Genomic DNA, 17,620 nt, shown 5'->3' with positions numbered 1-17,620 from the left:
GTCAGGTTGCTGTCGCCCGCCCGCCGATACTGGAGGTCCCGATCTCCGTTCTGAGCATTGTGGGTAGCGCAGGTCAGCCCATTTTGGAGGCGTAGACCGCGAGGCGGACGCGGTTGTCGGTGCCGGTTTTGTCGAGCAGGTTGGTGATGTGGGTTTTGACGGTGCTCACGCCGAGGTGGAGGCGGTCGGCGATTTCCTGGTTGCCGTGGCCTTCGGCTACCAGGTGCAGAACGTCGCGTTCGCGGGCGGTGAGATCGGGTGGGGGTGAAGGGGTTTCGGGCGGGGTTGTCAGTGCTCGGGTGATGAGCCTGCGGAGCAGGGTGGGTGAGAAGAGGAGGTCGCCTTCGACGGTGCGGCGGATGGCGTCGAGGAGGACGGTGGGGTCGGTGTCTTTCACGAAATAGCCTGTGGCGCCTGCGGACAGGGCCGGAAACAGGTGTTCGTCGTCGTCGAAGGTGGTCAGCACCAGGACCTTCGACCGGGGGTCGGTGGCGAGAATCTGCCGGGTGGCGCCTATGCCGTCGAGGCCTGGCATGCGCAGGTCCATGATCACCAGGTCGGGACGTAGTTCGGTGTACAGGCGGACCGCTTCGACGCCGTCGGCGGCCTCTCCGGCGACGGCGATGTCGTCGGTGTCTTCGATGAGCATCCGCAGTCCGGCCCGGATCAGGCGTTGGTCGTCGGCGAGTAGTACGCGGATCATTCTTGTCCTCCTCGGGGCCGGTCCGGAAGGTGGGCGCGCACGACCCAGCGCTGGTCCTCGGCGGTGGCGGTCAGTGTGCCGCCGGCGAGTTCGGTGCGCTCACGCATGCCGACGATGCCGTGGCCGGGCGTTGTCGCGGCATGGTCGGCGCCGCTGACGACGGTCAGGGTGATGCCGTTGTCGTCCCGGTCGATCGTGAATCGCACCGGCACAGCGTGATTCGCGTGCTTCATCACATTGGTGAGCGATTCCTGCACCAGCCGGAGCAGGGTGAGCCTTCGAATGGCATCGAGCCCACTCAGGTCACCGACTGTCGACTCGACAGTGAATCCGGCGGCTCGTACGCGTGCGACGGCGTCGTCGATCTCCGCACCGACGGCGTCGGGCTCGACCAGCGCCACCTCCCCCAGCGCGGGATCGCGGAGGACCGCGAGCAGTCTCCGGATGTCGCCCAGCGCGTCGGCCGCTGTGGCTCGGACATCGTCGAGGACCGCCGTGATCCGCGGATCCGCTTGCCGGACAACGTGACCGGCCACCGAGATCCGCAGGATGATCGAGGCCATGTGATGGGCGACGACGTCGTGCAGTTCCCTGGCCATCGCCGCTCGCTCGTCGAGGCGGGTGCGTGCCTCGGCGTCGGCGGCGCGCAGGCGCAGATTGTCGGCCAGCTCTCGTTGCCCGCGCAGGTACAACCCCAGCAGCAGCGGCAACCCGACGTAGGCGACGCCCTCGACGAGGGTGGAAGCGCGACCGATGGATGTGTCGTGCAGCCCGATCCACCCGAGGACAACCGCTGCCGCCCACCCGACGGTCGCGAGTACGACGGTCAGGCGCCGGTCGGTCCGGGCGACGACATCGACCAGCGCCACGGCCCCGAGGTACGGCACCAGACCGGCCACACCCCACGCCTCGGTACGAAACATGGGAACCGCCAGAGCCGACAGTATGAGCGACACCGCCAACGGCCACCGCCGCCCCACCGCGAACACCACCGCGGCGCTCATCGCGAGCACCCAATAGTGCACAGGCACTCGGAACTGACCCGGGTATGTGCTGGCCGCCAGCAGCACCGGGACCACAGCCAGCGGCAGCCACCGCAGCAGGCGGCGCGGGTCAGGGCGCACATCGATCACGTTCCCACCGTATGCGTCGACCGGGGAAGGCCCGACCGCCCGCAACCCCGACACACCGGACCATCCGCCGCCGCGTGCCTGCGACGCTGTAGCGCGGCGTGCAGGCCGATCGCCCAGTGTCGCTATGGTCGGCCCGGAACGGCCGCCGCCGGGCATGGCCGGGTTACACGCCGCTCGCGCCGACCCGGGTACATCAGGGGAGTGCGCCGCTCCGACGCGGAACGTCGGCTCGGTCCGAGCGCCGCGCTTGCGTACCCCGCCAGGATTGCGCCCCGTCACCGTCGTTGCGGGCAGCGGGAGTGACGCCGCGAAGTTCGTTCGTCCTTTCCGAATCCCGGGCCCAGCGGGGCTCGCGACTTTCCTGGCCGCCGCGGCTTCGCGCCGCTGGGGTTCGGCTGCGAGCGGCGGCCCCTCGGGCGCCCGGAGGCATCGCCTAACGGAGGCCAGGATCTTCCGCGATACCCACTAGCAGCTCACAGGAAGGTGCGCAAGGGTCGGGCGGGCGGAATTTTCGGGCGGTGGTCGGGCCGGTGGGCTGAGCCGGGTGCGCAGGAACCGGGCGAAGCTGGGGGTTCCCACTCAGAGATGGAGTTACCTGTGGTTTCGCGACGAGGTTTCCTCGCCGGCTTGGCGCTGGCCCCGGTGGTGTACGCGGCCGGGTGTTCGGTTCAACCGTCCGTTTCGGCCGCGAACGGCACCCGTCCGCTGCCGATCCCGCCGCTCGCGCCGTCGACCGTCGGTGCTGACGGTGTCCGGCGGTTCACCCTGCGAGCCCAGGCGGGCACGACCGAGATGTTGCGCGGGGTCACGACCGCTACCTGGGGTTACAGCGGGTCGGTGCTCGGCCCGACGGTGCGGGCGCGGCGGGGTGAGCGGGTCGAGTTCGCGATCAGCAATGCCCTGTCCGAGGCGACGTCGGTGCATTGGCACGGCATGCACCTGCCCGCGAAGTTCGACGGTGGGCCGCACCAGATGATCGCGCCGGGCGCGGTGTGGACGCCGAACTGGACGGTGCAGCAGCAGGCCGCGACCCTCTGGTATCACCCGCATCCGCACGGTGCGACGGAAAAGCATGTGCACCGGGGTCTGTCCGGCTTCTTCCTCATCGATGACGTTGCCGCCGATGCGCTGCCCCTGCCCAAAGAGTATGGGGTGGACGATATTCCGCTGGTGATCCAGGACCGCCGGTTCACCGCCGACGGCGCCGTGGACGAGTCCGATCCCACCGATGTAGGCCTGCTGGGCGACACCATCGTCACCAACGGCATCGCGGGCGCGCACCTGCGGGTCACCACCGAACGGGTGCGTTTGCGCGTCCTCAACGGCTCCTCGGGCCGCCTCTACAACCTCTCCCTCGCCGACGGCCGGGTTTTCCACCTGATCGGCACGGACGGCGGGCTACTACCGAAACCCGTTGCGCTGGAACAGCTCCAGCTCAGCCCCGGCGAGCGCGCCGAGATCGTGATCGCACTGCGTCCCGGCGAGAACACCACGCTGCGGTCGCTGCCGATCACCGACCGCGCGGGCATCGACCGTGCCGCCGAGTTCGGCTTCGACGACACTTTCGACATCCTTGCCCTCCAGGCCGCCGAAACCCTCCGCCCCAGCGCACCCCTACCCGCGTCTTTGATCCCGATGACCGCGCTCGCCGCCGCGACGACCCCGGCGACACGGTCCTTCGACCTGCAGTGGTTCATGATCAACAACCAGCGCATGGACATGAACCGCATCGACATGACCATCCCCGTGGACACCACCGAGGTGTGGTCGGTGCGCAACAAGGACAACTGGCCGCACAACTTCCATGTCCACGATGTGCAGTTCCAGGTCCTCACCGTCGACGGAAAGACCCCTCCCCCAGCACTATCCGGGTGGAAAGACACCGTCTACACCAGCTCCGGCTCGACCTACACCCTGGCCATGCGCTTCGCCGACCACACCGACCCCACCTACCCCTACATGTTCCACTGCCACCTGCTCCACCACGAGGATCAGGGGATGATGGGCCAGTTCCTGGTCCTCGCCCCGGGACAGCGGCCCGCGCCGATGGCCATGGACATGGGCGCGAAGGGCCATCACTGAACCTAGGCGGCGGCAAGGTAACGGACGAGGTTCTCGACCAGTTCGCGAGTACCCTCTTCCCGCTGTGCGCCGGTGTCGAAACCGTCCAGGTGAGCACCGAATTCGACGAGGGTGAGCTTGGTGCCCGCCGCGGTCGGTTCGAATTCCCAGGTGGCGACCGAGGTGGAGATGTGGTCGCCGTTGATCCACATGTCGTAGGTGTAGACGAGACGCTCGTCGTCGATGATGTCGGTGTAGGTGGCGACGAAGCGGGAGGTCATCTTCCCCTCGAAGGTGCCCTCGTTGACCTCCTGGCCGCCGACACGGAAGTCCATGGAGACCTCACCCTGCTCCCAGCCTTCCTCGCCACCGAACCAGCGACTCTTGATCGCGGGGTCGGCGAAGGCCCCGAAGGCGACGGACGGCGCGACGGGCACCTCCCGCTCGATGGTGAACTGGGCGTGCTTGACGGAACGGGTCACGGTGTTCATTGTTGTTCTCCTTCTGAGGATTTCGCTGTTTCGGTGAGCAATGCGGTCAGCCTGTCGAGCTGTCTTTCGGCGGGTGGACGCTGGCGCCCCAGCCAGTCGATCGCGGCCCCGAAGGCGCCGGGAACCAACTGGTAGGTGCGCACGCGCCCGACCTTGGCCGAGGCGACGATCCGCCCCGCTTCCAGGGCTTTGAGGTGCTGCACGATCGTCGGCATCGCGACGTCGAAAGGCGCCGCGAGTTCGGACACCGACGCGGGTCCCCGCGTCAGCCGTTCGACGATCGCCCGCCGAGTCGGATCCATGAGCGCCCGGAAGACATCGTCGAGTCTCCCGTCCGCTTCACCGCTCGAATACTTAGGCACATACCTAAGTATTCATATAGACGCCCCCTCGCGCAACCCCCGGACAAGAAAAACCCACTGCGGTCCGCGCTGTGGGTTTTGAAAGATCCTTGTCGAGCCAGGTCAGGCGAGTCGGGCCATGAAGAGCCCACAGAGTGCGATGGCGCTGTTCAGCCGCTTCCACAAGCGCACCATCGCGAGCTCGAGGATGATGCCGATGCGATCGGCGCAGGTAGTGGCCTCGGCCAGCGCCATCCGGTCGTAGACCAGATCCGGGTCGCTGAGAATCTCATCCAGGCGCAGTCCCGATACCGCCTGATCAGTCGTGAGGCCGAATTCCGGCAACCAGGTGAGCCGCCACCGGCCATCTCCCCCGAGAACCGCCTGCTCGGGGGTCTTGTCGCTACCCATGATCCGATTCGTGCGGTAGATCGCCATCACTACCTCCTCGGCAGTCGCTTGCGGCGTCTACCTTCCAGCATCCACGGAAATCGACGCAGACAACAGCTGGCGAATGGAGCGGCAACGGAATATCATCCGCGAACTTCGAGGTGAAAAACCATGAACCCCAGCGGACGCCGACGCGATAGGCAAGCCTTACCACGGCCAGCTATTGCGGGGCGATCGTCAACTCCGGTCGAATGCCGTGAGAATTTCCTCGGCGGCGAGAGCAGGGGTGAGCTCTCCGGCGCGAACAGCCGATTCCACCTGCGCGCGAACCTCTTTCACGCGCGGATTGTCGGTCAGGCGGCGCAGGATCTGGTCGTGCACCATGGTCCAGGTCCAGTCGACCTGCTGACGGCGCCGCTTCTCGGCGAACTCCCCCGCCTCGGTGAGCACCCGCCGATGTTCGAGCACGGTGTCCCAGAACTTGTCCAGGCCAAGACCTTCCAGCCCGCTCATGGTGAGCACCGGAGGTTTCCACAGGGCGTCGTGCGGGTGGATCAGCCGCAGCGCGCCGGAGAGTTCCCGCGCGGCGCTCTTGGCTTCCATCTCGTGCTTGCCGTCGGCCTTGTTGACCGCGACCACCTCGGCCAGCTCGAGCACACCCTTCTTGATGCCCTGCAACTGATCGCCGGTGCGGGCCAGGGTGAGGAAGCAGAACACGTCGACCATGTTGGCGACGGTCACCTCGGACTGGCCGACGCCGACTGTCTCCACCAGGATCACGTCGTAGCCGGCCGCTTCGAGCAGCACGATCGTTTCGCGGGTGGCCTTGGCGACGCCGCCGAGCGTGCCCGCCGTCGGCGAGGGCCGGATGAACGCGTCGGCTTCCAGCGACAACCGTGCCATCCGGGTCTTGTCACCGAGGATCGACCCACCGGTACGGGTCGAGGACGGGTCGACGGCCAGCACCGCGACCCGATGCCCCTTGCCGAGCAGGTACATGCCGAGCGCGTCGATGAACGTCGACTTGCCGACCCCGGGCACACCAGTGATGCCGACCCGGTTCGAGACCACCGCACCGGGTTCACCGCTCACCCGCAACAACAACTGCTGGGCGAGTTCGCGGTGATCGGACCTGGTCGACTCGACCAGCGTGATCGCCCGGGCCAGCGCGGCACGCTGACCGGCGCGGATACCGTCGGCGAGCGCATCGACGTCGATGGTGCGCGGTGTCGGCGCCACGGCTCGTTCGCCGTTGCGGGGTGCCCCGACACCCGCCGTGGTGCCCAGGCGTGGATGCCCGCCCTGTGCGGCCTCGTTCATGTCCGTGTCCCTCCGACCGGCACCGGCCCGCGCTGCCGCCGACCCGGTGCCTCCACCGTGTGCCCGTCACCCACCCACACGGGCAGGCCCGAACCCGCTGCGCCGCAGGCACATTCGTCCATGACGCAGCGGGCCGGCCACATCATGCCGGGCCGCCGCCACCGATCTCGTGGCCGAGCGAGGCACCGAGCTTGCGCAGCAGGTCGATCGCCGCGTCGGCGATCACGGTGCCGGGTGGGAAGATCGCCGCCGCGCCCGCTTCGTAGAGCTCGTCGAAGTCACCGGGCGGGATGACGCCGCCGACGATGACCATGATGTCGGGGCGACCGACCGAGGCCAGCGCGTGCCGCAGGGCGGGCACCAGCGTGAGGTGACCCGCGGCCAGCGAGGAGACACCGACGATGTGGACGTCGTTGTCGGCCGCCTGGCGCGCCACCTCTTCGGGGGTCTGGAACAGCGGGCCCACGTCGACGTCCATGCCGAGGTCGGCGAACGCGGTCGCGATCACCTTCTGACCGCGGTCGTGCCCGTCCTGACCCATCTTGGCGACCAGGATGCGGGGGCGACGGCCCTCGGCCTCGGCGAATTCCTCGACCAGCGCGATGGCGGCACCGATGTTGGATGCCTTGCCTGCTTCGTCACGGTACACACCGGACAGGGTACGGATCTCGGCCTGATGGCGGCCGTACACCTTCTCCAGCGCGTCGGAGATCTCACCGACCGTGGCCTTGGCGCGGGCCGCGTCGATGGCCAGCGCCAGGAGGTTGTTCTCCATGCCACCCTCGGAAGAGGCTGCCGCACGGGTCAATTCGGCCAGAGCGTGTTCGACCGCCACCGAATCGCGTTCGGCGCGCAGGCGTTCCAGCTTCTCGATCTGCTCGGCACGCACCCGCGAGTTCTCGACCTTGAGGACCTCGACCTCGTGGTCCTCTTCGACCTGGTACTTGTTGACGCCGATCACCGGCTGCTGCCCGGTGTCGATGCGCGCCTGGGTGCGGGCGGCGGCCTCTTCGATGCGCAGCTTCGGAATGCCTTCCGAAATCGCCTGCGCCATACCGCCGTGCGCCTCCACCTCGGCGATGTGGGCGCGCGCCCGCTCGGCGAGCTGGTGGGTGAGCCACTCGACGTAGTACGAACCGCCCCACGGGTCGATCGGGCGGGTGGTGTTGGACTCCTGCTGGATCAGCAGCTGGGTGTTGCGGGCGATGCGGGCGGAGAAGTCCGTCGGCAGCGCCAGTGCCTCGTCGAGCGCGTTGGTGTGCAACGACTGGGTGTGGCCCTGGGTCGCGGCCATCGCCTCGATGCAGGTGCGCGCCACATTGTTGTAGGCGTCCTGCGCGGTCAGCGACCAGCCGGAGGTCTGCGAATGAGTGCGCAGTGACAGCGATTTCGCGCTCTTGGGCTCGAACTTCGACACCAGTTCGCTCCACAGCAGGCGCCCGGCGCGCAGCTTGGCGACCTCCATGAAGAAGTTCATGCCGATGGCCCAGAAGAACGACAGGCGCGGGGCGAACTTGTCGACGTCCATGCCCGCCGCGATGCCCGCCCGGATGTACTCCACACCGTCGGCCAGGGTGTAGGCCAGCTCGAGATCGGCGGTCGCACCTGCCTCTTGGATGTGGTACCCCGAGATGGAGATCGAGTTGAACTTCGGCATCTTCGCGCTGGTGAAGGCGAAGATGTCGGAGATGATCCGCATCGAGGGCTTGGGCGGGTAGATGTAGGTGTTGCGGACCATGAACTCTTTCAGAATGTCGTTCTGAATGGTTCCGGCCAGCTGCTCGGGCGTCACACCCTGTTCCTCGGCGGCGACGACGTAGAGCGCCAGGATCGGCAGCACCGCGCCGTTCATGGTCATCGACACCGACACCTGATCCAGTGGGATCTGGTCGAAGAGCTGACGCATGTCCAGGATCGAGTCGATCGCCACACCGGCCATGCCGACGTCACCTTGTACGCGCGGGTGATCGGAGTCGTAGCCACGGTGGGTGGCGAGGTCGAACGCGACCGACAGACCCTTCTGGCCCGCCTGCAGATTGCGGCGGTAGAAGGCGTTGGAATCCGCGGCGGTGGAGAAGCCCGCGTACTGGCGGATCGTCCACGGCTGGTTCACGTACATGGTCGGGTAGGGACCACGAAGGAACGGCGCGACGCCGGGCACCGTGTCGAGCGGATAGCCCTGTGCGACAACGGCGTCACGGTCGGCCTTGGTGAACACCGGCGGTACGTCGATGCCCTCCGGGGTGGCCCAGGTGAGCTGGTCGGCGGTGGTGTGGTTGGCCGCGGCCGCCTCGGCCACGAACTCCCGCACCTGATCCGCGTCCACGGCGGCGGGCTCGGGCGCCCGCTCGGTGAGCGGCACCTCGGCGAAACTGCCGATGCGGTGCTCGATATCGGATGTGGTCATCAGGCTCCCACCTTCTCCAGCAGCTGCGACAGGACCGCGACCGCGTCGATGCGCAGACTCAGGAATCCGTCGGGACGCTGCGTTCCGCTGTACTGCTCGACGGCCTTCTCCGGCCCGGCCAGCAGCACCGTCTCGATCCCGGCGCCGCGCAGCGCCTCGACCGCCGCGCCCGCTTCCTCGCCGTAGCGCTTGTCCGCACCGCACAGCACCGCGATGCGCGCACCGGAACCGGCTGCGGCAGCGGCGATTCCCTCGACGGCGAGCGGTCCGGGGTTCACCGACTCGATGCCGCCGGAGGCAAGCACGTTCGCGGTGAAGATGGTGCGCGCGTTGTGTTCGGCCACCGGGCCGAGCGCCACGATCAGCGCCTTGGGCCGCTCACCGTTCACCGCGAGGTAGGCGTCCGAGCGGTTGCGCAGGGCCTCGAACGCGGCACCGTAGCGCACCAGCGACGCCTGTTCGCGCGCCTGCTCCGACAGCGGCGCCTCGGCGAGGTTCGGGAACTCGTTGACACCGGTGACGGCGGTCTTGCGATGCGCGATGTCGGCGGCGCGCGCGGCGGCGGTCTCGGCGACTCGGGCGGCGATCAGGCCGGTGTCGAGCGCGGCCGGGTAACCACCTGCGGCCTCGATCTCCTGCATGAATTCCCAGGCCTTGGCAGCGAGTTCGTCGGTGAGCGACTCGACGTACCACGAACCGGCACCGGGATCCTGCACATGCCCCAGGTGGGATTCCTCGAGCAGCAGCAGCTGGATATTGCGAGCCATGCGCTCCGAGAACGACTGTGACACACCGAGTTCGCCCGCGGGCAGGGCGGAGTCGAACGGCTGCACGGTGACCGAATCGGCCCCGCCGACACCGGCACCGAACGCGGCGAGGGTGGTGCGGAGCAGGTTCACCCACGGATCGCGCTGAGTCATCATGGCCGAGGAGGTGACCGCGTGCTGCGGGGCGGCACCGAAGGCGGGCGCACCACACACCTGGGCGACGCGGGCCCAGAGACGGCGGGCGGCGCGGAACTTCACGATGGTGGCGAACTGGTCGTCGGTGGCCGCGTAGCGGAACTCGAGCTGACCGAACGCATCGGCGATGTCGACGCCCGCACCCGTCAGTGCGCGCAAGTAGGCCAGACCGGCGGCGATCGAGGCGCCGAGCTCCTGTGCGTCGGCGGCACCGGCGTTGTGGAAGGCGGTGCCGTCGACGGTGATCGCGCGCACCGCTTCGGGACGGGCGATCGCGCGGCGAGCCAAGGCGACGGCCTGCTCGACATCGAGGTCGGCGTGACCGGCGAAGGCGTCGGTGAGCGGCGCGGCGCCCAGGCCGACCCGGATCTGGGTGCGGTCCTCGAGCTGGTAGCCGTCGAGCACCTCGAACACCTGCTCGGCGGCCGCGCTCACCTCGGCACCCGCGACCAGCGACAGCGGGGCGAGTTCGAACAGCACCCCGGACAGGGCGGTCGCGATCTGGGTGACCGGCACGCCGTGGGCGCCGACCCCGAGCAAGACCGCGCTGACGCCGTTCTCGAGCCCGGTGAGGATGGCGCGGTTGGTACTCGCGGCGTCGGCCGAACCGGCGAAGGCACCGACGAACCAGCCGCGCTGCGGGTCGCGAGTGGCGTCGCCGCCGCGCACGAACGGGAAGGTGCCGGGCAGCGGCTGCTCGGGCAGCTCGTCGCGGCGGGTGTAGAGCGGGGCGATGGTGAGCCCGTCATAGGTGGTCTCGTCGAGCAGATGCTCGGGCTCGGTGGGCAGCTCGGCGACATCGACCCGTCGCGCCTTGGCCAGCACGCCTGCCACACCCTTGCGCCAGGCGGCGTACTCGGGCACCGGATCCGGTGCGAGACCTGCCCCTGCCTCTGAACCAATCGGCATAGCTGCTGTTCTCTCCTCCGTCACGGCGAACCGGGATGTGTCCGGTTCGCCTCCGATGCTATCTGTGACATCGTGTCCACCCACTGGGGCCATCCCCTACCGACCGGTACGCTGTCGCGGTGCTCCAGCTGATCCGCTCCCCCCGACTGCTGCTGACCCTGACTGGGTTGGCGGCCCTGTTCGTGGTGGCGACGCTGGTTCCGTTGCCGGGCCCACAGCAGGTCAGGGACTGGGCAGGCGGCGTGGGACCGCTGCTTCCCCTGCTGTTCTTCCTCTTCTATTCCCTCGTCGCGGTCGCGCCGGTGCCGCGCACCGTACTGACAGTCACCAGTGGGGTGCTGTTCGGTCCGCTGCTCGGGTCGGTGATCGCGCTCGGGGCCACGGGCGTGAGTGCCGGTCTCGCTCTGCTCGGGGTGCGGGCGATCGGCCGCGCGCGGGTCGCCGAGCACCTCACCCATCCGGCGGTGCGGGCGGTCGACCTGCGGCTGGCGCAGCGCGGGTGGCTCGCGGTGGCCGCGCTGCGGCTCATCGCTTTCGCGCCGTTCTCGGTGGTGAACTACTGCTGCGGGTTGTCCTCGGTGCGATTCGCTCCGTACCTGCTCGCGACGGTGGTCGGCTCGGCGCCGGGGACCATCGCGACGGTCGTGCTGGCCGACGCGCTGACCGGCGGCACGCATCCGGCCGCGATCGCGGTGTCGCTGGTGTGTCTGGCCTTCGGGTTGCTCGGCCTGATCGTCGACGCACGGATGCCGGTCGTCGCCCCGGAAACCGATGCCCCCTACTCCAGGGGCATGGTGTCGCGCCGGTGATCGATCACAATTGAGAAAGTGATCTTCTTCACATCTGGAAGTTGTGACTAAGCCGTCTTTCAGAATTCTCACAGAGTTATAGACTCCGGATAGCCCAGGGTTCGCCAGCTACATCCGGTGCGGGATCCAGAGCAACACCCGGTGTCGCGTCCCGTCTTCACCGCTTCCATTCACCGCCGTTCTCGGCACGTTCTTCCACCATGAGGTGACCCGGCATGGAATACACCCATCTCTCCGATTTCCGCATCCGATCCGGCGATCTGTCGATCTGGACCCCTGAGCTGATCTCGCCCGACTCCTGGCACGACGACGAACGGCCGCTGGCCAGCGTCCACGCCCAGTACCTCGGTTTCCTCGATCCCGACGACCCGCAGCCCGGCCGTGGCCGCTGGATCGGCACCATCTTCGAGATGGACGCCCCGCTCGACGCGCGCGCCTGGGCACGGACCCTCGAGCTGTGGCACGACCGCCACGAGGGTTTCCGCACCACCGTCGCACCCACCAGCGACGGCGACTACCACCGCATCACCACCGAACCGGGTACCGTGCGCGTCACCTCCGCCCCGGTCGCCGATCTCACCGACGGTGAACAGATCAACGAATTCCTCTGCGATGTCCTGGAATTGCGGCTCTCGGCACTGGTGTGGCCGCACCTGCTGGTCGCGACGGTCGCCCACGACACCGACGACTTCACCGTGCTGGTCGGTGCCGACCACTCCGTACTCGACGCCTACTCCCAGGCCGTGCTGATCCTGGAATTACGCACCCTCTACACCGCCGTCACCACCGGCGGCGAGATCCGCGACTCCTCGACATTCGGCAGTCCCGCCGATTTCGCGGCCGTCGAGCGCGCCGCCGCCGAGGAACTCACCCCCGACTCCCCCGCCGTGGCGGTGTGGCGGGATTTTCTCGGCGCCCCCGGCTCCCCGATGCCGCGTTTCGGCGCGGGCATGGTGGCCGAGCTCGACGGTGAGCACGCCCAGCCGAGCGTGTCGCGCACCTTGCTGACCATCGCCGAACTCGAGGAGGTGGAGGCCCGGCTTGATCAGCTCAAGCACCGGCTGTCGGTCACGGTGTTCGCCGCGCTCGCCGTGGCCTGGCGAGAGGTGTTCGGCCAGGACCGGTTCCGCACCGTGATGCCGATCGCCACCCGGCCCGACCTGACCTGGCTCGAGTCGATGGGCTGGTTCGTCAATGTCGTACCCGTCGACATCACCCTGCCCTCGGGCGCCGACATGGCCGCCGCGCTCACCGCCACCCGTGCCTCGCTCAAACGCGCCCATATCTGCAACGACGCCTCGTGGGGTCGCTCGCTGGCCATGGTCGGTGCGATGGAAGGCCCGACCTTCGGCGCGTCGTTCCTCGACATCCGGATGCTGCCCGACTACGAACTCGTCGCCGACCTGCGCGGACGGACCCTGCGCGCGGTTTCGTACTCGACCGAGGAGGTGTACTTCTGGGTGGTGCGCGGCCCCGAGGGCCTCTATGTCTCCACCCGGTATCCGGCCGGCCTGCCCGCCGAGGTGATGGACCGCTACCTCACCGAATTCGCCCGGGCCATGTACGCGGTGACCACGATCGCCGCGCCTGCCGCGGCCACCCCGGTCGCCGACGTGCCGGCGGCATTGAGCGCGAGCTGACCATGCGTGCGCTGCTGGCCTTCACCGGAAGCAGGGGCGATGCCCAGCCCGGCATCCTGCTCGCCCGCGAGCTCATCGCTCGCGGGCACGCGGTGACGCTCGCGCTGTCGCCCAATCTCGTCGAGTTCGCCACCGGCCACGGCATCGCCGCGGTCGGGTTCGGGTGTGACAGCGCCGAACTGTTGCGCACCCAGCACGCCGACCGGCGCTTCCGTAGCGCGAGTCCGCGTCAGCGGATGCGCGCGGTGCTGGATCTGCAGCGACGCGGTGTCGCCGAGGCGGTGCGTGACCTGCTCGCGCTCGCCCCGGGACACGATGTGCTCGTCACCGGCATGGCGGGCGAGGAGGCGGCGGAGAAGGCGGCGCGCCACGTCGGATTGCCGTTGGCGGCAGTGCATTTCTTCCCGATCCACCCCAGCCGGTCGGTACCGGTGGTGCCGACCGGCTGGGGGCGGCGGGTGCCCGGTGCGCTCAACCGCCGGATCTGGTCGGGTCTGCGGTGGGCGCGTGACGCCGCCCTGGCCGAGCCGCTGTCCGAGTCCGGGATCGTCGACCATCCGCTGCCCGATCGGGTGTCGGTCCAGGCCTACGACACCGACCTGTTTCCCGGGCTGGCTGCCGAGCTGCCCGAACGGCACCCGGTCACCGGGTTCATCGTGGACAGCGACGGATTCCTCGGCGCCCCGGCCGATCCCGCGCTGGCGGCCTGGCTGGTGGCGGGACCAGCCCCGATCTATGTCGGCTTCGGGTCGATGACCGTCGATGATCCGGTCGCTCTGGTCCAGATGCTGCGCACCGTGTGTGCGCGGCGCGGGCGGCGACTGCTGCTCGCGGCGGGCTGGGCCGGGATCGAGCCGGAGCTCTCGCCCGAGGTGGCCGTCGTCGAGCAGGTCGACCACGCGACGGTGTTCCCGCGCTGCCTGGCGGCCGTGCACCACGGTGGCGCCGGGACCACCGCCGCCGCGTTGAGAGCCGGTGTGCCGCAGGTCATCTGCGCGATCCAGGCCGATCAGCCCTACTGGGGCACGGCGTTGTCACGGCTCGGTCTGGCTGCGACGACCCGCGCCGCCGCGCTGGACGCCGATCGACTCGACGCGCTGCTCGACGCAGTCGCCGACCCACACGTGGTGGCCCGGGCCGCCGCCTACGCCGTCGGCTTCCGCGACGACGGCCTGGCCCGCGCCGTCGACGAGGTGGAAGCCCTTGTCCCCCTGACTGTTCCGACACCACAGTTCGACCACGCCGGGAGGCCGCAGTGAGCACCGACATCGCCGTCCGCACCAGCGGTCTCGGCAAGTCCTACGGTGACTTCACCGCCGTGGGCGCCATCGATCTCAGCATCGCGGCCGGCTCGGTGTTCGCCATGCTCGGCCCCAACGGGGCGGGCAAGACCACCACGGTGCGCATGCTGGCCACCCTGCTGCGTCCCGATCGCGGCAGCGCCGAAGTGTTCGGCTACGACGTGGTGCGCGATGCCACGGCCGTCCGGTCGATGATCGGGCTCACCGGCCAGTACGCCTCCGTCGACGAAACCCTCACCGCCGCCGAGAATCTGCGCCTGTTCGGCCGGCTGTTCGGGCTGTCGCGGCGGGCCGCCGCCGCTCGCTGCGACGAACTGCTCGAGGAGTTCGAGTTGTCGGCGGTGGCGCGGCGCAGCGTCAGCGCGTTCTCCGGTGGCATGCGCAGACGCCTGGATCTGGCGGCCACGCTCATCACCGTGCCCCCGCTGATCTTCCTCGACGAACCGACCACCGGCCTGGACCCACACACCCGTGACCGCATGTGGGGCATCGTGCGCGGGCTCGTCGAGCGCGGCGCGACGGTGCTGCTGACCACCCAGTACCTGGAGGAGGCCGACGCGCTGGCCGACCGGATCGCGGTGATCGATCGCGGCAGCCTCGTCGCGGAAGGCACTGCGGCCGAACTCAAGTCGTCCATCGGCGAGCAGGTACTTCGCCTCGACATCCCCGATACCGCCGACCTGCGCCGGGCCGAGGCGCTGATCTGCGAGCTCACCGGTGAGGTGCCCGAGGGGTCCTCCACCGGGACGCTCACCGTCGCCCTGCCGGAGGTGGGAACGGGCGCCGACATCGTCGCCGCCTGCCGCGCCGCGGGCATCGAGCTACGCGGATTCGCCGTCGACCGGCCCGACCTCAACGAGGTGTTCCTGTCGTTGACCGGCCACGCGACCACCCCCGACGCGGCATGACCGCCCTTCGTGAAAGCACCGCAATGACTCTCACCACCGAGAAGACGACCACCCAGGTCGTGCGCGCACCGCGCGTCACCAGGGTGAGCCCGTTCGCCGCGCTGCAGCATTCGCTGATGATGGCCTGGCGTGGGTTGCTCACCTTCCGGCACAGCCCGCAATTGCTCTACGACGCACTGCTGTTGCCGATCGTGGGGCCGGTGCTGTTCGGCAACATCTTCGGCACCGCCATCGCGGGCAGCATGGCGGCGTATCTGCCGATCATGATTCCGGGTGTGCTGGTGCAGATCGTGCTCACCTCCTCGGTGGCCACGGGCGTGCAGCTGTCCGAGGACATCCATTCGGGTGTGTTCGACCGGTTCGTCGCCATGCCGATCGCCCGCTCGGCACCGGTTGCGGGCGCATTGCTGGCGGGCACGGTGCGCTACCTGCTGGCCGCGACGACGGTCGTGGTCGTCGGCTTCGCCATGGGCTACCGGCCCGAGCACACGGCCGGTTTCCTCGCGGGTGCGGTGCTCGTCGTCTTCGCCACTACCGCCATCAGCTGGCTGTTCGCCTTCATCGGCGCGACCATCGCCCGCCCGGCCGCGGTGCAGGGCATGTGCATGCTGGTGCTCACCTTCCTCGGTTTCGCGTCCAACGCGCTGGTGCCCGAGGAGGCGATGCCCACCTGGATGCGCCACGTCTCGGATCTGAATCCGGTGTCCTACCTGGTGTCGGCGGTGCGGACACTGGCCGCCGAGGGCACGATCGGCGCCGACGCCTGGTGGTCACTGGTGGCCTCGGTGGTCGTGGTCGCTGTTTTCGCGCCGCTCACCGTGCGCACCCTGCGTTCCCGCTGATCAGGAGATTCCCCCGATGACCGTCACCTCGCCCGTCGTTCCGGTGGCCACCACCGGCCTCAACCGGATCACCGCCGACGACGACCTGTTCTTCAAACTTCACAGCCTCTACCCCAACGCCCTGGTCAACCAGCTGGCCTACCGGTTCGACACCGCCGTCGGCCGGGAGTCGTTGCAGCGCTGGCACGCTCATCTGGCCACGGGTTTCATCGCCCGCCGCGTGCGTACCACCCGTTTCCCGATCGCGCGCGCCCACTGGGAACCCGCCACCGAGTCGCTGCCGCTGCGGTGGTCGGACACCCCGATCCCCGACGACGCCGTGCTCGACTGGTTCCTCGAGCAGGCCGCGGTGGAATTCGACCCGGCTCGGGGGCTGGTGTGGCAACTGGCCGGTGCCCCGACCGAATCCGGTGGCACGGTGGTCACCCTCGTCGCCTCCCATGTCGCCTGTGACGGCGGCGGCATGATGCACGCGATCGTCGACTCGCTCGACCGCCTCGGACGCGGTGAGCGGCCCGATCGCGACGCGAGCGCGGGCAGGCTGGTCGGGCCGGTGGCCGGGCCCGGCCGGTTGGCCGCCGACCTCGCCGACGCGCGCGCCCAGCTACGCGCCGTGGCACGAGGTGTACGAGCGGCGCGACGGGCGCGTGGTGTGAGCGAACCGGCCCGCAATCCGCGTCCGGCCCAGCCCCGGCTGCCGCATGCCGACACCTGGCAGGCCGCCGACGCGATCGTCCAGCTCGACCTGGCCGAGTGGGACGCCGTCGCCGCGGCGCACGGTGGCACAACCAACGGCCTGCTGATCGGCGTCGCCGTCGGTCTGCTCGGTCGCAGCGGCCGCATCGCCGACGGAGCGCAAGTGCGCGTGGACATTCCGCACTCGATGCGCGAGGCCGACGACCCCCGCGCCAACGCGACCACCGGCCTGCCGATCAGCGTCGCCTACCGCGCCGGCGCCCGCACCGACCTGCCCGAGGTTCGTGCGTCGCTCAAGGCCGCCGCCCTCGCCTACCGCGATCCGGCGACGATTCCGCCGATCCAACACCTGCAGCCGGTGCAGATGCTGCTGCCGAAGGTGGTGCTGCACAAATTCGCCCGCACCGCCAAGGCACCGGAATGCCTGTGCACCAACATGGGTCGCACCGCGCAGAACATCGCGGTGCTCGACGGTCATCGCGCCCGCGACGTGATCATGCGCCCGGTGGTGAATCCCGGCCCGGTGGAGTTGTTCCGCCAGGTCGAGGTCGGCGTGAACCTGGCGTTCTCCTGCGACGACGACACCGTCACCCTGGTGGTCACCGGCGCCGACCCGGACCGTTTCCCGAACCGGGCCGCATTGCGCGAGCTGCTCGCCGCCGAATTCGCCGATTGGTCGTTGACACCCCGCTTCTGGTGAGCGGGAA

General features: G+C 69.1%; 15 protein-coding genes. 7 read left to right on the top strand and 8 right to left on the bottom strand.

The features are described 5' to 3' along the window. Positions 1–73 precede the first annotated feature (73 nt). Together LDL21_RS09720 and LDL21_RS09715 are read right to left on the bottom strand one after the other, a co-directional pair. Entirely contained in the window at positions 74–703 is a 630-nt protein-coding gene (locus tag LDL21_RS09720) for a response regulator (RefSeq protein ID WP_225279711.1), read from the bottom strand. Then, positions 700–1,836 (bottom strand): sensor histidine kinase, encoded by a 1,137-nt coding sequence (locus LDL21_RS09715; RefSeq protein ID WP_225279710.1) that lies wholly within the window; start codon positions 1,834–1,836, stop codon positions 700–702. Before LDL21_RS09715 ends, LDL21_RS09720 begins: the two co-directional genes overlap by 4 nt. A gap of 585 nt (positions 1,837–2,421) precedes the next feature. Here LDL21_RS09715 and LDL21_RS09710 point away from each other — a divergent pair. Then, a complete protein-coding gene (locus tag LDL21_RS09710; protein ID WP_225279709.1) occupies positions 2,422–3,918 on the top strand; it encodes a multicopper oxidase family protein in 1,497 nt (498 codons plus the stop codon). A 2-nt stretch (positions 3,919–3,920) separates the two neighbouring features. Here LDL21_RS09710 and LDL21_RS09705 read toward each other — a convergent pair whose 3' ends face one another. The 6 genes from LDL21_RS09705 to LDL21_RS09680 all read right to left on the bottom strand — a co-directional run bounded on the left by LDL21_RS09705 (position 3,921) and on the right by LDL21_RS09680 (position 10,717). Beyond that, a complete protein-coding gene (locus LDL21_RS09705) occupies positions 3,921–4,388 on the bottom strand; it encodes an SRPBCC domain-containing protein (protein ID WP_225279708.1) in 468 nt (155 codons plus the stop codon). Further along, complete coding sequence (locus LDL21_RS09700; protein WP_181699640.1) at positions 4,385–4,750, bottom strand: ArsR/SmtB family transcription factor; 366 nt, start codon at positions 4,748–4,750, stop codon at positions 4,385–4,387. Before LDL21_RS09700 ends, LDL21_RS09705 begins: the two co-directional genes overlap by 4 nt. A 102-nt stretch (positions 4,751–4,852) precedes the next feature. Then, positions 4,853–5,167 carry a hypothetical protein gene (locus LDL21_RS09695; RefSeq protein WP_181699642.1) on the bottom strand — a complete coding sequence of 105 codons (315 nt, stop codon included), beginning with the start codon at positions 5,165–5,167 and terminating at the stop codon, positions 4,853–4,855. A 189-nt stretch (positions 5,168–5,356) separates the two neighbouring features. Next, the gene (gene meaB, locus LDL21_RS09690) at positions 5,357–6,439 is read right to left on the bottom strand and encodes a methylmalonyl Co-A mutase-associated GTPase MeaB (RefSeq protein ID WP_225279707.1); all 1,083 of its coding nucleotides are present in this window, start codon (positions 6,437–6,439) and stop codon (positions 5,357–5,359) included. Positions 6,440–6,581: 142 nt separating this feature from the next. After that, entirely contained in the window at positions 6,582–8,846 is a 2,265-nt protein-coding gene (gene scpA, locus LDL21_RS09685; protein ID WP_225279706.1) for a methylmalonyl-CoA mutase, read from the bottom strand. Next, complete coding sequence (locus tag LDL21_RS09680; protein ID WP_225279705.1) at positions 8,846–10,717, bottom strand: methylmalonyl-CoA mutase family protein; 1,872 nt, start codon at positions 10,715–10,717, stop codon at positions 8,846–8,848. The genes scpA and LDL21_RS09680 overlap by 1 nt, the downstream gene beginning before the upstream one ends. Before the next feature lie 119 nt (positions 10,718–10,836). On the opposite strand from LDL21_RS09680, the gene LDL21_RS09675 reads away from it, so the two are divergent. The 6 genes from LDL21_RS09675 (at position 10,837) to LDL21_RS09650 (ending at position 17,613) form a co-directional block, all read left to right on the top strand. Further along, positions 10,837–11,526 carry a TVP38/TMEM64 family protein gene (locus tag LDL21_RS09675; RefSeq protein WP_225279704.1) on the top strand — a complete coding sequence of 230 codons (690 nt, stop codon included), beginning with the start codon at positions 10,837–10,839 and terminating at the stop codon, positions 11,524–11,526. 215 nt (positions 11,527–11,741) lie between these two features. Continuing rightward, on the top strand, positions 11,742–13,166 hold the full coding sequence (locus LDL21_RS09670; RefSeq protein WP_225279703.1) for a condensation domain-containing protein: 1,425 nt from the start codon (positions 11,742–11,744) through the stop codon (positions 13,164–13,166). A gap of 2 nt (positions 13,167–13,168) precedes the next feature. Then, positions 13,169–14,425, top strand: a complete 1,257-nt coding sequence (locus tag LDL21_RS09665) for a glycosyltransferase (RefSeq protein ID WP_225279702.1) — start codon at positions 13,169–13,171, stop codon at positions 14,423–14,425. Continuing rightward, the gene (locus tag LDL21_RS09660) at positions 14,422–15,375 is read left to right on the top strand and encodes an ATP-binding cassette domain-containing protein (RefSeq protein ID WP_225279701.1); all 954 of its coding nucleotides are present in this window, start codon (positions 14,422–14,424) and stop codon (positions 15,373–15,375) included. Before LDL21_RS09665 ends, LDL21_RS09660 begins: the two co-directional genes overlap by 4 nt. A 23-nt stretch (positions 15,376–15,398) precedes the next feature. Next, positions 15,399–16,217, top strand: coding sequence for an ABC transporter permease (locus LDL21_RS09655; RefSeq protein WP_225279700.1), 819 nt, complete (start codon positions 15,399–15,401; stop codon positions 16,215–16,217). A 16-nt stretch (positions 16,218–16,233) separates the two neighbouring features. Next, complete coding sequence (locus LDL21_RS09650; protein WP_225279699.1) at positions 16,234–17,613, top strand: hypothetical protein; 1,380 nt, start codon at positions 16,234–16,236, stop codon at positions 17,611–17,613. Positions 17,614–17,620 lie beyond the last annotated feature (7 nt).

The organism is Nocardia rosealba (assembly GCF_020216065.1).
In the GTDB taxonomy this organism is placed as follows: Bacteria; Actinomycetota; Actinomycetes; order Mycobacteriales; family Mycobacteriaceae; genus Nocardia; species Nocardia rosealba.
The sequence above is the reverse complement of the archived record's forward strand: the minus strand, read 5'-3'. Positions and strand labels throughout refer to the sequence as shown.

Excerpts from the sequence above, each read along its gene's own strand:
- LDL21_RS09720 (WP_225279711.1), bottom strand. The coding sequence starts at position 703 with ATGATCCGCGTACTACTCGCCGACGACCAACGCCTGATCCGGGCCGGA.
- LDL21_RS09705 (WP_225279708.1), bottom strand. The coding sequence starts at position 4,388 with ATGAACACCGTGACCCGTTCCGTCAAGCACGCCCAGTTCACCATCGAG.
- LDL21_RS09665 (WP_225279702.1), top strand. The coding sequence starts at position 13,169 with ATGCGTGCGCTGCTGGCCTTCACCGGAAGCAGGGGCGATGCCCAGCCC.
- LDL21_RS09680 (WP_225279705.1), bottom strand. The coding sequence starts at position 10,717 with ATGCCGATTGGTTCAGAGGCAGGGGCAGGTCTCGCACCGGATCCGGTG.
- LDL21_RS09710 (WP_225279709.1), top strand. The coding sequence starts at position 2,422 with ATGGAGTTACCTGTGGTTTCGCGACGAGGTTTCCTCGCCGGCTTGGCG.
- LDL21_RS09670 (WP_225279703.1), top strand. The coding sequence starts at position 11,742 with ATGGAATACACCCATCTCTCCGATTTCCGCATCCGATCCGGCGATCTG.
- meaB (WP_225279707.1), bottom strand. The coding sequence starts at position 6,439 with ATGAACGAGGCCGCACAGGGCGGGCATCCACGCCTGGGCACCACGGCG.
- LDL21_RS09650 (WP_225279699.1), top strand. The coding sequence starts at position 16,234 with ATGACCGTCACCTCGCCCGTCGTTCCGGTGGCCACCACCGGCCTCAAC.
- scpA (WP_225279706.1), bottom strand. The coding sequence starts at position 8,846 with ATGACCACATCCGATATCGAGCACCGCATCGGCAGTTTCGCCGAGGTG.
- LDL21_RS09655 (WP_225279700.1), top strand. The coding sequence starts at position 15,399 with ATGACTCTCACCACCGAGAAGACGACCACCCAGGTCGTGCGCGCACCG.
- LDL21_RS09695 (WP_181699642.1), bottom strand. The coding sequence starts at position 5,167 with ATGGCGATCTACCGCACGAATCGGATCATGGGTAGCGACAAGACCCCC.